This window comes from Paenibacillus azoreducens, from assembly GCF_021654775.1.
GTDB lineage: Bacteria > Bacillota > Bacilli > Paenibacillales > Paenibacillaceae > Paenibacillus_AQ > Paenibacillus_AQ azoreducens.
The window spans coordinates 1,533,792-1,548,387 of sequence record NZ_AP025343.1; the positions used below are offsets into that span (position 1 = coordinate 1,533,792).

Below are 14,596 nucleotides of genomic sequence, written 5' to 3' on the forward strand. Positions count from 1 at the left end.
CGCGTATAGACGGCAATTCGGCAACCTTAGAAAGGAGTTATCGAGATGAGAGAATCAGCACTGGAGCGTCGCTTGGTTCGGGAAGTAAAAGATATTGGCGGAGAGGCACCCAAATGGGTGAGCCCAGGAAACCGGGGAGTACCAGACCGGATTGTACTCTTACCGAATGGCCAAACGATATACGTCGAGATGAAAGCTCCCGGGAAGCATCTGTCCCCTTTGCAGGAGCGCTGGAAACGGAAGCTACTGAAAATGGGGCATCAACATTACAAAATTGATTCGAACGAGGACATTGACCGGTTCATTCAGGAGGTGATGCCGAAATGAAGTTCATCCCACACGTTTATCAGGACTATGCGAGAAAGCGGATCATAGATACGAATTTTATTGCCTTATTGCTGGAGATGGGCTTGGGTTAGCAAAACGGTAACTACTTTGACGGCCATAGACCAATTGCTGAATGACTACTTTGATGCTTGTAAAGTATTGGTGATTGCGCCGCTTCGAGTGGCGGAGGATACCTGGGCCCGCGAGATCGAGAAATGGGATCACCTTCATCACCTGCGAATCAGTAAGGTACTGGGGAGCGCCGCAACGCGCCGGAAAGCATTGAAGGCCGATGCTGATATCTACGTGATCAACCGAGAAAATGTTGAATGGCTTGTCGGTGAGTACGGCAGCAAGTGGCCGTTTGATACGGTGGTGATCGACGAACTCAGCAGCTTTAAGAACCCGCAGGCTAAACGGTTCCGGGCTCTCCGCCGGATCCGGCCGATGGTGAAACGAGTGATCGGTTTGACTGGGACACCGGCACCAAATAGCCTTATGGATCTCTGGGCACCCATGTATTTGATTGATCAGGGTGAGCGCCTGGGCAAGACAATAACCGGCTACAGGGACAAATATTTTAATCCTGGCGCCCGTAGCGGCCACATTGTCTACGAGTGGAAAGCCAAGAAAGAAGCCGAGGAAAGGGTGTATGAAGCCATATCGGATATTGCTGTCAGCATGAAAGCCGAGGATTGGCTGGAGCTGCCTGAACGGATCGACCGGACCATTCCAGTGTCCTTGAGTCCGAAAGCCCAGGAGCAATATAAAAAGCTGGAAAAGGAGCTGCTGCTTCCCTTTCTGGATGCTGATGTCGTCGCCAGCACTGCGGCCGTTCTGAGCAACAAGTTGCTGCAGCTGGCAAGTGGTGCAGTGTACGACGAGGACAAAGGCGTGAAGCTAATCCATGACGCCAAGCTGGATGCCTTGGAGGACGTGATTGAGGCGGCCAACGGCAAACCAGTGATGGTTTTCTATAATTTCAAACACAGTTTGTCCCGAATCCAAGAGCGATTCCCAAAAGCGCGGATCCTGCGGAAAGGCAAAGACGGGAATGAGGATATCAGGGCTTGGAACAATGACGAAATTCCGCTGCTGCTGCTACATCCGAAGTCAGCCGGCCACGGCCTTAACCTCCAGGAGTCGAGCTGCCGGACGGTTGTCTGGTTTGATCAGATATGGAGCCTTGAAGAAGATCAACAGGCCAACGCCCGGGTTCATCGGCAGGGAGTACGACATAACATCGTGGTGATCCGGTTGGTAGCTGAGGGAACGATGGATGAGGACGCAGTGGCCGCACTGGAGCGTAAGGCTGCCGGACAAGATGCCTTGATGGAGGCAGTCAAAGCACGGATAGAAAGGATCAAGGGATGAAGACAACAAGCAATAATCAAAGGCCATTTAATTTACGTTTCAAGGTCTGCACTGAATGCCACAAACGTTATAGATTGGCCTATTTCCCTAAACATAAATGCGAGGTGAAGACGGATGACAAAAGCAGCGGCGCCCGCCGAGCAGATAGTGATCGAGCAGCTAAAACAGTATAGGCAGATACAGGCGCGTATCAAAGTGTTATCATCCTACAGTGTTGGGGCCGGAATTACGGTGTCCCGGCTAAATGAAGACGATCAGCTGCAGGAACTGCACGCCAGGCTGAGGAGGCTGCCAAGTTACATGTATCTGTCAGCTTACGAGCAAAAGCTGGAGCAGACCGCACATGCATATCTTGAACAGTATCCGGCAGGAGTAAGGGCGCAAAAGAGAGCCATTCCGCCGCGTGGAGTTGATGGAGAGGACAGCCAGCTGTTGCGGGAGATCCGAGGGAAGATCCAAAAAATCATCGTGGCACGAGGGTATGATGATAATTCCGATCAAATCGATAAGGTTCTGGACCGCCTGTCTGAGCTTCAGGACCTTCAGGCCGAAGTGGATCGGGTCGATTTTATTCTTTCATCGCTGGAAACTTACAAGCCTTATGTTGCTACACTGCTGAGATGGATATATGTAGAGGGGATGGAGCTTAAGGAGCTTACAGAAAAACTTGAGCTATCTGAAAGCACGGTCAGACGCCGAATCCGAGCAGCCGAAAGGGAATATATAAAGTTGGCGCGATAATGACAGTAAATTGACCAAAAATTGACCGTAAAATGACAAACATATGTTCTTGTTTTTCGTGTCAACCCCTGTTAAAATGATAGTATGCCAAAGATGTATAGAGGCGGTCGTAAATAGTTTTCATAGCTGTTAGGCGGCCGCCTCTATCTTATCCCGCATCAATATGTAGATGGCAACTCATATGGTGCGGAGGTGGTACAGGCGGACGATGAGCCGCCGTCTTATATTGAATCCCCTCAGGGGTGGTACTGCGTCGGTTCAATTCCGACTCAAGGAAAGAATGGGCATACCATCGGTGGTTCGAATCCACCGGGGGACATATCTTTTTCCGGATGTAGTGCAGTGGCAGCATACTTGCCTTGGGAGCAAGTGGTCGCAGGTTCGAGTCCTGCCGTTCGGATTATTCGAAACCTTTGTATCATCTCCTCTTTTTCGCCGTCTCGGATCGAGGCGGTATTTTTTACTTTGAGCCTCTAACCCTTCTCTTCGGATGATTTCTTCGAACGGAATTTAAAGTTCTGTGAGGCTTAATAGTTTCTTGCTTGCCTTCTTCGATTAAGATGAGGACTTTTTCTATGGCTAAAAGGTGTTTATTCATCGGCTCTTGTACATAGAGTTTAGAGGCGAAGTCAAAGAGAACAATTATTGCTATTGCAAACACTAGAAGGATGGTGACTGCAAATATAGATACCAATACGCCTGAAGGCAATATACTTGAGAATAACGCAAAACACGCAATTAATATTGAGAATAGCGGTACAAGACCCATGGTTACATAGTTAACTAAATGATTGCTTTCTGTTTGTACTTGTGATTTTAATCGTATTTCAAAAGCAAGGTCTGATAGCTCTGCCCTTATAAAATTCGTTAAATAGTAATCTAACAGAGCTTGACTATCTCTTGATAATTGAAACCCTCCATTTTGCGTTGGTGACTGTATGTATACTTCTTTAAATTTTTTGTAGGGCTTATTCAACACCTTTTTAATCCAAAAAACTCTTGAATACAAAGGGAAACTTGAAGAAGCTACAATCAGTAATAAAGCTATGACAAGACTTATAATGGGTACAATAAATTCTTTCATGTGACACCTCTCAATAAAGATTTATGATATTAATAAAAACGTTTGAAATCTAAAATGGTTTCCATATTTTTCATTGCGAGAGGAGCTGAAGGCATTGGATCTGGAAACTATTCAGAAAGCAATTGAAGCAGTTCAAAGATTTATGAAGCCGATCGTCGAGGCGTTTAACCGTTTACGGAATGCCTTTAAGCCTGGCTGTCGGAGCATCCGGCTATTATCAAGTTGCTACGAAGAGAGCTGACTAAACGTAACAGGGCTGAAGCCAGAACTCTTTTTCGGCCTGTATCGGTGGTGAAGGTGTATCGGAGCCAAGTTACATATCGGCCTGTTCGGCGGGTAGCACGTAGCAGGTGTTAAGGAGGGAAATACTTCCTGATGTCGAATTGTGATGATAGGGAGGTGGGGAAGATTGGATAGGGATCGAGGACTCGTTCTTGAGATAGTTCAGAAGTTCCAGTTCGATAAAAGACTCAAAAAGTATGCGAATGAACATTTTTTTCACAACAATAGTATTTTTGGAGGGATAAAATCAAAGGAAGATATTGAGAAATACGAAAATCATGTTCTATCGCGAATAGATCAATATAAGAAACTATATCCTTTGGTTAGCGAAGACATAATAGATCTGGAACAGGCTATGGGGAAATTTGAAATAGCCGTTAAAAAGGCAATTCAATTATATGATTCTGAGGCGTTTAGATATTCTTCAGAAGAACTTCAATCACTTATCGATAAAGTATTCGCTTATCACGATGAGGTTCAGAGTATCGCTCTTCGAAAAATGATGCAAGATTGAATTAAAGCACCCTAAGCGGTGCTTTTTTATTTTACATAAAAGGAGCTGATTCACGATGGCAGGAGGGCGGAAAAGTAAATACGAGTCACACGTTAAACCCAAGCTTCTGCTGATCGAGGCGTGGGCGAGGGACGGGATCATTGACGAGGATATATCTAAAAAGTTAGGGATAGCATATTCGACATTTAAGCTATACAAAGAAAAGTATTCGGCCCTTTCGGCTGCCTTAAAAAGAGGTAAGGAGGTAGCTGACGTTGAAGTCGAGAACGCTTTGTTTAAACGTGCAACCGGATATGAGTTTACAGAGAAAAAGTATGTATCGGCGGAAATGTCAGACGATGAATATACCATACAGCAGCAGATCGCCGTTAACAAATATAAATTGGAACATCCAGAAGCAACTATGGTCGAGCTGCGCTCGGTTGAACTGGGTGTATCGAAATATAAAATGGTGCTGGTAGAGGAAAAGACAAAGGAAGTTTCTCCGGACGTCACAGCACAGATATTCTGGCTTAAGAATCGCCGTCCTAATAAGTGGCGCGATAAGCAAGAGATCGGCCACAGCGGAAGCGTGGACGTCAATAACCCGCTTCAAGGCCTTACGACCGATGAGCTCAGGAAGCTGATTCGCGATGGTTGATATGGAGACGATCAAGCGTTACGCCAAAATCGAGCTGGCGCGGCGTGAGTTTTTCGGATTCTGCCAAGCGCTGGCCCCGGACTTTTACAAGGACGATCGGCAGTATCTTATCGATCTGTGTAACGAAATGCAGGACTTCTATCAGTCGGATGATGATATCTTAGTCATCAACGAACCGCCACGGCATGGTAAGTCCAGGACAGCGTCTATGTTTGCTCAATGGGTATTCGGCCAGAATCCACAGGAAAAGGTTATGACTGGATCCTACAATGAGACGTTATCCACAACGTTTTCCAAAGCTGTTCGCAATGGGATCAGCACCGTAAAGGCCGATCCTGATGTTATCGTTTATAGCGATATTTTCCCGCAGGTTCGGATCAAGCAAGGTGACGGTGCCATGAACCTTTGGAGCCTGGAAGGTGGCTATAACAGCTATCTGGCTACGTCTCCAACGGGGACGGCAACAGGCTTCGGGGCTACAATCCTGATCATCGATGACCTGATCAAAAACGCCGAGGAAGCCAATAACGAGAGCGTGCTTGAGAAGCATTGGGATTGGTTTACAAATACAATGCTCTCCCGGTTGGAAGAGGGCGGCAAGATCATCATCATTATGACCAGGTGGGCAACTGGTGACCTTGCTGGCCGTGCGCTGGAGCATTTCAAAGAGGAACGTAAGAAGATCAGGCACCTGACCATGAAGGCGCTGCAGGATGACGGCACGATGCTATGCTCTGACATCCTTTCCCGCGAGTCTTATGACATGAAGGTGCGGGCTATGGGCGAGGACATCGCCAGCGCGAACTATCAGCAGATCCCGATCGATATCAAAGGTAAGCTGTACAGCAGCTTTAAGACGTATCAGGAGCTGCCTAAAGACTTCACCGGCATTTACTCTTATTGTGATACTGCAGACCAGGGCGATGATTATCTTTGCAATATCATCTGGGGCGTGTACCAAAAAGAGGCCTATGTTTTGGATGTTATTTATACCAAGCAACCGATGGAGATTACGGAGCCCGCAGTAGCGCAGGCTCTTTTTTCGTTTGAGGTAAATAAGGAGCGAATTGAATCTAACAGCGGTGGCCGGGCATTTGCACGGAACGTTAAGCGGATCCTGGAGAGTGAGTTGAACAGCAATCGGACAGATGTGAGCTGGTTCCATCAATCGAAAAATAAGATTGCCCGGATTACGTCAAATGCCACGTGGGTTATGAATCATATTTACTATCCGGCAAATTGGCGTGACCGCTGGCCGGAGTATCACAAGGCCATGACGACATACCAGCGTGAAGGGCAGAACGCTCATGATGACGGGCCGGATGCTACGACTGGAGTAGCAGAAACAATGTATCTGTTAGGGGGTTAGAGTTTATGGGTTTATGGATGGGGGTGAAAAATATGATTGCAAAGATGCTGCGGATCCAGCCAGCGCAGGATAATAAAACGATAATCATCCGAGAGCCATTCAGTTATGAAACGAATGTGCTGCGGAATCGGTTGTGGTATCGTGGAGATCCATCAGAGCTGGATCAGTTTTATAAGCAATCGGCAATGGATAGCGTGGGTAAGTCCCGCTTCTGGGCGGCGGTGCCTTCGGAGGATCTTTCCATTCGCAAGATTCATTCCGGATTGCCGGCCATGATCGTTGAACGCCTGGCCGACATCGTAATAGCTGACCTGGACGGCATCGATCTTGGTAAAAAAGAGCAAACGGAGCTTTGGGATGAAATCGCTCAGGACAACGACTTTGATGAGCTCTTAGGGGATAGCATCACAGAGGCACTGGTTACAGGGGACGGGGCTTTCAAGATTACGATTGATACAAACGTGACTGAATACCCGATCATCGAGTTTTATTCGGGTGATCAAGTCGACTATAAGCGGGAACGTGGCCGGCTGCAGGAGGTCTTGTTCTTCACGGATTACCGTTACAAGGATAAAGACTACCGACTGGAAGAGAGCTATGGCTTCAACTATATTCGCAGCCGGCTCCTGAATGACCAAGGTAAAGAGGTACCGTTGGCAACCATTCCTGATACAGCAGAGCTTCAGCCCGAGATTACATTTGACGGTGATTTTATTATGGCGCTGCCGCTCATGTTCTTCAGATCGAAGAAGTGGCCGGGACGCGGCAAGTCGATCTTTGACAGCAAGGCGGACAGCTTTGACGCGCTCGACGAGGTGATCAGCCAATGGATTGACGCGATCCGTGCGGGCCGGGTGCAGAAGTATATTCCGGAGGATCTGATTCCGAAGAATCCCAGAGATGGATCGTTGCTCAAACCAAACCCATTTGATAACCAGTTTATCAAGATTGGTAGTGTTATGGCTGAAGATGCCAAGGGACAGATTGATATGGTTCAGCCGCAGATCCTCTATGAGGCATTTGTCAGCTCCTATTCATCCGCTATCGATATGTGTTTGCAGGGGATCATAAGCCCCGCAACGCTCGGCATCGATCTGAAAAAGATGGACAACGCGGAGGCTCAGCGGGAAAAGGAAAAGGCCACTTTGTATACTCGCGGCAAGATCATTGAGCGACTGAACGAGGTCATTCCGGCATTGGTCGTAACCATTATGAAGGTGTTTGACACGATGAAGGGTACAGCAGCCGGCGAATACGAGGCGAGCGTAAGCTTCGGGGAATATGCCAGCCCATCCTTTGACAGCGTGGTGGAGACGGTCGGCAAGGCGAAGACATATGGCATCATGAGTATTGAGCAGGTCGTGGAAGGGCTATATGGCGATACCTGGACTAAGGAGCAGAAGGCCGAAGAGGTTGCCCGATTGAAGGCTGAGCAGGGCATGACCTCCATGGACGAGCCGCAGACTGGCGAGAAGGATCCGCCACCAGGAGAGGATGACGACCCTGCAGGCGGTGAAGAGTAATGGCCGACAAGGATCCTTATAGCCTGCGTGACGTATTTGAAGAGATGACGTTGAATCTGATTGCTAGCATGAGACGGAATCTATCCCGTCATGAGCGTGAAGAGGATGATGTCGGTTTCCGCTTTGACCAGTGGCAGCTGGCTAAGCTTCGAAGCATAAATAAGTTTAGGCGGGAGAATAAGAAGCTTATTGGAGATGCGGGTACGGCGGCTAATAAGATCATTGACGATGTGACCCAGCAGAGCTTTGTAGATGGCCAGAGTCGTTTCCAGCGTGCCTGGGATCGAATAGTGAATTTCGTGTTGAAGCCTTTTGGCCGCCAGCGCGCAGGAGTGGAGGCGGAAATCACCTTTCCGGAGGATTTCAAGGAGCAGCTTCCCCTGGATCCTACAGAGCCGAAGCCGAAGCGGGAAAAGGGTAAGAAGAGGTTGTCACCTACCAATCCTTTGCCCAAAGCGCCGCAGGAAACGGACTTTTTCGGGGTGAACGAGAAGAAGCTGCGCGCCCTACAGGACGCGGCCAAGAAGGATTTACACAAAGGTAGTGAAGCCGTCTTGCGTAAGATGGACGACGTATATCGGCAGGTCATCTTCAAGGCTGAAGCGCACATGACTTTAGGCGGTATGACGCTGGATCAAGCTATCGACAAAGCATCCAAGGATTTTCTTGAGCGAGGTATAGATGTTATAACGTTCGCGGATGGCCGCAAAATGACCATTCCCGCCTATGCTGAGATGGCGCTACGTACTGTCAGCCAACGGGCAACGTTTTTAGGCGAGGGTAAGAAGCGCGACGAATGGGGCGTCTACACCGTAGTAATGAGCAGTCACGATAACTGTTCTCCGTGGTGTTTACCATTCCAGGGGACGGTCCTGATTGATGATGTTTACACGTCCATCAGTAAAGAACAAGCTGAGCAGCTTTCGCGGGACACTGGCTACTTGCTGCTGTCCTACGCTATGCAGGAAGGCGCATTTCATCCGAATTGCCGGCATACACTTGCTACTTATTTTCCTGGAATTACCCGCCTTCCGGATCCGGTAGATGCTGCGCTTGCCTTGAAGCGGTACGATGCCGAGCAGCGGCAGCGATACCTTGAGCGCGGGATCCGTAAGTACAAACGCTTGGAAGTTGGTTCGATCGACGAGGCGAACCAAGCGAAGTACGGCGCTAAGGTATTGGAATGGCAGGATAAACTTAAGGCACATCTTGCAGTACATCCCGAACTCCGGCGCGATAGAAAGCGAGATCGCATTGACGGCGAGGTTCCGGCGTCTGAACGTAAACAGCTATTGAAAAATGCCGAAGTAAATGCCAAGATTGAGGAAATAAGGAAGCATATCCAATCCGATCAGCAGCCGAAGCATTTGCATATGGGGCATCAGGGCAAGCATATCAAAGGGCATAATAATTACATCGAAGGCAAGAGCTATTTGACCATATCCGCGGATGAGGCGCAGGAGCTCGTCAACCGTTATGCAGGGACTGGGAGATTGAAGACAACAAAGAAAGGCGATTGGGATAATAAAGAACTGGTCGTTTCTGACCGAGTTGTCGGGGTAGCTTTGGATCAGCACACAGGTGAAGCCTTTGAAACGAAGGTGTTTAAAATCCATTATGGTAAAAAGGGCGTTCACATCGTACCAACGAAATGGGAGGAGTGAGAATCTTGTACTTAGGGGGATATGTAGGGAAACAAGTGAGAGTGGTAACAGATGACGGGCAGGTGTTCGTGGGGAAATGTACAGATTATACGCAGCCACTTGACAATGATCCCGAAATCGCGAGTATAGGAGTCGTCACAGAGCCGGGCGCAGGGTATGCTTATGAATTGTACGAAAATGAAATCAAAAGCATAGAAGTTATTGAGTAAAGCACTCTCGAATTTGCGAGGGTGCTTTTATTATGCCGTCTTTTTGGTATTGCAGACGTTAAAGAACAAGACATCACCGGACACGACCGGGATAAAAAGTGAAGATGAAAGGATGAACCATATATGACTAAAGAGGAATTTATCGCAATAGGTTTGACTGAAGAACAGGCCACGAAAGCGGCTGCTGCATCTGCTGAAGAGTTAAAAGGCTTTATTCCAAAAGCTCGCTTCGACGAGTTGAACGAGGCTAAGAAGAAAGCCGAAAAGGATGTCACCGATCGTGACAAACAGATCGAGGAGCTGGGCAAGACTGCGGGCCTTTCTGAGGAGCTGAAAAAGCAGATTGAGACGTTGCAGACTGAGAACAAAACGGCCAAGGAGAAATACGAGACCGAGCTGCAGGACATCAAAATGACAAATGCTTTAAGGCACAAACTTGAAGGCAAGGTTCACGATGTCGATCTGGTGATTGGCATGATTGATAAGAAACTTATCAAGCTCGGAGACGATGGCAATGTCATTCACGGCTATGACGAACAGGAGAAGACGCTGCAAGAATCTAAGGCTTTTTTATTTAAGTCAGAAGAGTCTCAGCAACAGCAGCAGACACCTCCGGGCTTTAAGGTAGGCGGCGGCGGTAATCCAAACCCGCCAGCTGCGACGGCGACCCTCAAGGATGCCATTGCAGCCCATTTTCAAAAATCATAATTTAGGAGTGATTCATAATGGCAGTAACACTGAGTGAAGCAAAGAAAAACGTCCAAGATGCATTGACACTGGGCGTGATCGATGAGTTTCGTAAAAATAACTTTCTGTTGGATAACCTCACTTTTGATGACGCGGTTTCTCCGACAGGTGGCGGAGCGACACTGACCTACGGATATACGCGGCTGATTACGCAGCCGACTGCCGCATTTCGGGCGGTTAACGAAGAGTACAAGCCGCAAGAAGTAACCAAGCAACGTTATACAGTTGACCTTAAAATCTTCGGCGGAACATTTAATATTGACCGCATTATCGCTGGTATGGGTGGTATTGCTAGTGAAGTGCAGTTGCAGTTAGAACAAAAGGTTAAAGCAGCGAAAGCCCTATTTAACGATACGGTCATTAATGGCGATAGTGCCGTGGACGCAAAGGCTTTTGATGGTTTGGATAAGGCGTTGACAGGCTCAAGCACTGAATACGTACCAGGAGAGATAGATCTTTCCACTTCTGCGGCTGTAGACGCCAACTATAAAGTATTTCTGGATGAATTAGACGAATTTTTAATGGGCCTGGACGGAGCGGCGTCAGCAATCATGGGAAACCTCAAACTGATCGCAAAGATTCGCGCATGTGCTCGTCGTGTGGGGATGTATCAAACTAAGCTCGATGAATTCGGCAATCAGATTGAGTACTATGGTGTGACCCCTTTAATCGATCTTGGAGAGAAGTCTGGTTCGAATGATCCAGTCGTTTCGACAAATGCGAACGGTGAAACTTCGCTTTATGCCGCACGTCTCGGTCTTGACGGCTTCCACGGTGTTTCTATGGCAGGTCAGCCGCCTGTGCGCATCTGGCTTCCTGATTATTCGACCTCCGGCGCTGTAAAAACAGGAGAGGTGGAAATGGTTGCGGCCGTTGCACTTAAGGCTACCAAAGCAGCAGGGGTCATGCGCAAGATCAAAGTTAAATAAGGGGTGAATAACCTATGAAATACAAAGACGATTTGCCGAACGGTTACGTCAACGGTTATTATGTCGGTCAGCGTCAAGGCGGGCCGACTCAGGATAAACTGGAACCGCAAGCTGATGGATATGAGGTGCAGCGCAATACCCAACGTCAGGGAACTGTCACACAGGATGCGCTTCAGCCGAATTATCCTGTTCCTGATACCGGCACGAAGCCCAGTGAAGGTGGTGGAAAGTAAATGGCGAAGGTATACGCACCTAATCAGCAATATAGCGGCCTATCTGCTGGCGTTATGTTTGTAAACGGAGTCGGTGAAACGGATAATCCGCATTTGCTCGAATGGTTCGAGTCCAAGGGATACGAGGTTGAAAAAGATCCGGATACTAAACTGGGCCAACCTACTGATTCCCCTGATCCTGAATCCAAGAAGGATCCGAACGATGGAGATAAAGCAGAGGGTAAAGCTGCTGAAAAGCCATCGAAGGGCACAAAATCCGGAAAGTAGGTGGCATTATGGCCTATGCAACGGCAGCCGATTACGATCGATACGGTGACGGGCTGATCCCTGCAGACAAGTTGGAGAAAGCGCTGGACCGGGCATCCGATCAGATCGACCGGCTGACATACAATCGTATTGTGGCGTGGGGCTTTGATAACCTCACGCCTTTTCAGCGTACCAACGTGACCAAAGCAGTTTGCCAGCAGGCGGATTTTGTATTTAAGTATGGGGAATATCTGACCATGCCCCTGTCCGGATACAGTGCCGGCAGCACCAGCATGACGTTCAAAGCCGCCACGGGTGCAGGGGGAGTACAGACCACGGAATCCGTGCTGGATCTGCTTATGCCGACGGGGCTGACGAATAGGGGGTTATGCTGATGAGGTTCCCTTTCCCCAGATGGAACCAGGTCACGCCGGTTCAGGTTTACCAGACGGATTTGTCGGAAGACGGAGAGCCAGTTGAGGATCTGATCTATGACAAGAAGTGCTTTTATGATGAAAAATCCCGGCAAGTGCTCAACGCAGAGCGGCAGCTGGTGCAGCTCTCCGGGCTGATCATCATAGAGGGAGACATTAACCCAGGTAAAACGATTGAGGGCTACGTGCTGATCAGCGGAGAGCGCAAGACGATCTATAAGGCAAAGCGGCCCCGGAATCCGGACGGTAGCGTGTTTTCTACGGAATTGGAGCTGAGCTGATGAAGGTAACTGCAAAGGTCATACTCAACCAGGCAGCTCTAAAGAATTTGGAGCAGATCCAGCAGCAGGCTATCGAAATGACGGCCGAGGCTGTCAAAACGGATATCGTGACGTCTCAAGTTGTACCGAAACAAACCGGGGAGTTGGAGCGTAGCGGGCACGTCGTTGTAGATCGAGGCAAGGCGCGGATCGTTTTCGATACGCCATACGCTAGGCGGTTGTATTGGCATCCGGAATACAATTTCCGGACGGACAAAAACCAAAATGCCCGCGGGAAGTGGATGGAGCCGTATCAGTCCGGAGATAAAAAGGACTTTGCCAAACAAGCGTTTTCTAAATTTGTGAAGCAGCTATCCAAGGGGATGATCAAATGAGGCTGGCGGAGATCCGTGACTGGCTGAAGACGCAAGTCGATTGTCCGCAGTGGTATATCGGCAAAATCGACGGCAAGAAGGAGAAGTGCATCGGCGTGTATAACACGACCGGCGCGCCTGTCCATTTAGCTGTCGGCGGCCTAAAGGCAACCGGGTATCAGGTGAAGGCCATTTCCCTGCTGATACATTGGAGCCGGAATGCGGCTACGGCTGAGGAGAAGGCCCAAGAGGTATATGATGCTTTATTTGGTCAGACGGCTGAGATCGGCGGCAAGCGTGTCATCCAGTTTCGAATGATCACGCCGCAGCCGATCAGCGTCGGGACCGACAGCGAAGGCATCTATGAATATGTCATTGAAACCCACATTTATCATGAAAGGTAGGTATGCGATGTGTTGAAACTTAATTTACAGACATTTGCGACTGTAACCAGCGGGGTCTTCCCCGTTTTTAACATCGCCTTTAAGATCGGCACCAAAGGGCGCGCCAGTACTGCACAGGAAATGGCGCTGATCAAGGAAATGGAGACATTTCAGATTGCGATCGACGGCAACGTGGAAGAATGGACGCCGATGGAAACGGAAGGCTGGGTCCGCCGGCTGATGACCGGGAAGGGCTTTTCTATTACCCTGAACGGCAAGCGTCATGTAGGCGATCCCGGGAATGATTACGTGGCCAACACAGCATGGCAGTCCGGGCTGGATTGCTCCAGCAAATGCAGCATCGAGTTTCCGGACGGCAGTAAGTTGGACTTTGATTGCATCGTGAACGTATCAGCTCCAAACGGCGGCGACAGTACGGCCGTGTCCGCACTTGAATGTGAGCTGATGTCGGACGGTAAACCAACATACACTCCAGCTTCAGCTACTCCCTAAGCGGCGGTCGCTACGACGGCCGACCACACAAACATTGAAAGGATGATTTTAAATGGCAAAGACAATTGATATTTCAGGTAAGCTGACCAACGAGCGTCCGGTGTTGAAGCTGGGCGAAGGCAAGGAATACGAGATCGACAACCGTAAAAATACGGTGCTGGCGATTCAGTCAAAAATGGATGAAGGCTCTGAGGGAACGGCATACCTTGATGAAGTGCTGGAACTTGCGCTCGGCAAGGAAGCTGTGAAGGAGATCAATGAATCCGGTGTTTCCTTTACCGATTACCAGATCATTTTCGTGGCAGCTCTTGCGGGGGCACTTGGTGAGGAGTTCGAGGCCGTAGAAGCCCGATTTCTCGCGGCCAAGCGCGAGGCCTAACAATTGGTATGACCTGTACGAAGATTGGGCGCTTATTGAGGCATCCATCGCGGCTCAGTATGGTATTCGCCTGCGCGCAGAACCGGACATGACTTGGGATGAGTTTTGCACGCTTCTGGCCGGGATCATGCCGGAGACGCCGCTGGGTCAGATCGTTTCCATTCGGAGTGAAAATGACCGGGAAAAGCTTAAGAACTTTACGCCTGAACAGCACCGAATCCGCAATGAATGGCGCTCCAGGGAGCTCAAGCAGGCCCGTTGGACTGACGAGGAAGCGGCCAAAGCTGTACAGGAGTTTCAAAATATTATCAAGCAAGCATTCGGATAAGACACCTTCAAATAGAGGGTGTCTTTTTATGTTGTCTGGCAAG

20 protein-coding genes, 1 tRNA gene and 1 pseudogene are annotated in these 14,596 nt (G+C 48.9%); 21 read left to right on the forward strand and 1 reads right to left on the reverse strand.

Annotated features, from left to right (window positions below; genetic code table 11):
• Positions 1-45 precede the first annotated feature (45 nt).
• From L6442_RS06435 to L6442_RS06450, 4 genes and pseudogenes are all read left to right on the forward strand, one after another.
• Positions 46-327: a VRR-NUC domain-containing protein gene (locus L6442_RS06435; RefSeq protein ID WP_212981636.1), complete on the forward strand. Its 282-nt coding sequence runs from the start codon at positions 46-48 to the stop codon at positions 325-327.
• Positions 324-1,701 (forward strand): annotated as a pseudogene (locus tag L6442_RS06440) (DEAD/DEAH box helicase). Before L6442_RS06435 ends, L6442_RS06440 begins: the two are co-directional and overlap by 4 nt.
• A gap of 114 nt (positions 1,702-1,815) precedes the next feature.
• Entirely contained in the window at positions 1,816-2,442 is a 627-nt protein-coding gene (locus L6442_RS06445) for an ECF-type sigma factor (RefSeq protein ID WP_212981521.1), read from the forward strand.
• Between the two features lie 328 nt (positions 2,443-2,770).
• Positions 2,771-2,842: transfer RNA gene (locus tag L6442_RS06450), tRNA-Pro, on the forward strand.
• 60 nt (positions 2,843-2,902) lie between these two features.
• Here the strand turns inward: L6442_RS06450 and L6442_RS06455 are convergent.
• Positions 2,903-3,526: a hypothetical protein gene (locus L6442_RS06455; protein WP_212981522.1), complete on the reverse strand. Its 624-nt coding sequence runs from the start codon at positions 3,524-3,526 to the stop codon at positions 2,903-2,905.
• 409 nt (positions 3,527-3,935) lie between these two features.
• Here L6442_RS06455 and L6442_RS06460 point away from each other — a divergent pair, with 409 nt between their 5' ends.
• The 17 genes from L6442_RS06460 to L6442_RS06540 all read left to right on the forward strand — a co-directional run bounded on the left by L6442_RS06460 (position 3,936) and on the right by L6442_RS06540 (position 14,553).
• On the forward strand, positions 3,936-4,322 hold the full coding sequence (locus L6442_RS06460; protein WP_212981523.1) for a hypothetical protein: 387 nt from the start codon (positions 3,936-3,938) through the stop codon (positions 4,320-4,322).
• A gap of 55 nt (positions 4,323-4,377) precedes the next feature.
• Entirely contained in the window at positions 4,378-4,962 is a 585-nt protein-coding gene (locus L6442_RS06465; protein ID WP_212981524.1) for a transposase, read from the forward strand.
• Positions 4,955-6,331, forward strand: coding sequence for a phage terminase large subunit (terL, locus tag L6442_RS06470; RefSeq protein ID WP_212981525.1), 1,377 nt, complete (start codon positions 4,955-4,957; stop codon positions 6,329-6,331). The genes L6442_RS06465 and terL overlap by 8 nt, the downstream gene beginning before the upstream one ends.
• A 5-nt stretch (positions 6,332-6,336) precedes the next feature.
• Entirely contained in the window at positions 6,337-7,854 is a 1,518-nt protein-coding gene (locus L6442_RS06475) for a capsid protein (RefSeq protein ID WP_237100249.1), read from the forward strand.
• Positions 7,854-9,518 (forward strand): phage minor capsid protein, encoded by a 1,665-nt coding sequence (locus L6442_RS06480; RefSeq protein WP_212981526.1) that lies wholly within the window; start codon positions 7,854-7,856, stop codon positions 9,516-9,518. Before L6442_RS06475 ends, L6442_RS06480 begins: the two co-directional genes overlap by 1 nt.
• A 5-nt stretch (positions 9,519-9,523) precedes the next feature.
• Positions 9,524-9,727 carry an LSm family protein gene (locus tag L6442_RS06485; RefSeq protein ID WP_212981527.1) on the forward strand — a complete coding sequence of 68 codons (204 nt, stop codon included), beginning with the start codon at positions 9,524-9,526 and terminating at the stop codon, positions 9,725-9,727.
• A 123-nt stretch (positions 9,728-9,850) separates the two neighbouring features.
• On the forward strand, positions 9,851-10,435 hold the full coding sequence (locus L6442_RS06490; RefSeq protein ID WP_212981528.1) for a phage scaffolding protein: 585 nt from the start codon (positions 9,851-9,853) through the stop codon (positions 10,433-10,435).
• A 17-nt stretch (positions 10,436-10,452) separates the two neighbouring features.
• Positions 10,453-11,403 (forward strand): major capsid protein, encoded by a 951-nt coding sequence (locus tag L6442_RS06495; RefSeq protein WP_212981529.1) that lies wholly within the window; start codon positions 10,453-10,455, stop codon positions 11,401-11,403.
• A gap of 14 nt (positions 11,404-11,417) precedes the next feature.
• Positions 11,418-11,636: a hypothetical protein gene (locus tag L6442_RS06500; RefSeq protein ID WP_212981530.1), complete on the forward strand. Its 219-nt coding sequence runs from the start codon at positions 11,418-11,420 to the stop codon at positions 11,634-11,636.
• Positions 11,637-11,903: a hypothetical protein gene (locus L6442_RS06505; protein ID WP_212981531.1), complete on the forward strand. Its 267-nt coding sequence runs from the start codon at positions 11,637-11,639 to the stop codon at positions 11,901-11,903. It abuts the gene before it with no gap.
• Between the two features lie 8 nt (positions 11,904-11,911).
• A complete protein-coding gene (locus L6442_RS06510) occupies positions 11,912-12,277 on the forward strand; it encodes a head-tail connector protein (protein WP_212981532.1) in 366 nt (121 codons plus the stop codon).
• A complete protein-coding gene (locus tag L6442_RS06515; RefSeq protein ID WP_212981533.1) occupies positions 12,277-12,597 on the forward strand; it encodes a hypothetical protein in 321 nt (106 codons plus the stop codon). The genes L6442_RS06510 and L6442_RS06515 overlap by 1 nt, the downstream gene beginning before the upstream one ends.
• Complete coding sequence (locus tag L6442_RS06520; RefSeq protein WP_212981534.1) at positions 12,597-12,971, forward strand: minor capsid protein; 375 nt, start codon at positions 12,597-12,599, stop codon at positions 12,969-12,971. Before L6442_RS06515 ends, L6442_RS06520 begins: the two co-directional genes overlap by 1 nt.
• Complete coding sequence (locus L6442_RS06525) at positions 12,968-13,354, forward strand: phage tail terminator protein (RefSeq protein WP_212981535.1); 387 nt, start codon at positions 12,968-12,970, stop codon at positions 13,352-13,354. The genes L6442_RS06520 and L6442_RS06525 overlap by 4 nt, the downstream gene beginning before the upstream one ends.
• A gap of 9 nt (positions 13,355-13,363) precedes the next feature.
• Positions 13,364-13,846, forward strand: a complete 483-nt coding sequence (locus tag L6442_RS06530; protein WP_237100251.1) for a phage tail tube protein — start codon at positions 13,364-13,366, stop codon at positions 13,844-13,846.
• A 52-nt stretch (positions 13,847-13,898) separates the two neighbouring features.
• Positions 13,899-14,225: a hypothetical protein gene (locus tag L6442_RS06535; protein ID WP_212981536.1), complete on the forward strand. Its 327-nt coding sequence runs from the start codon at positions 13,899-13,901 to the stop codon at positions 14,223-14,225.
• Positions 14,226-14,238: 13 nt separating this feature from the next.
• Positions 14,239-14,553, forward strand: coding sequence for a Gp15 family bacteriophage protein (locus tag L6442_RS06540; RefSeq protein ID WP_212981551.1), 315 nt, complete (start codon positions 14,239-14,241; stop codon positions 14,551-14,553).
• Positions 14,554-14,596 lie beyond the last annotated feature (43 nt).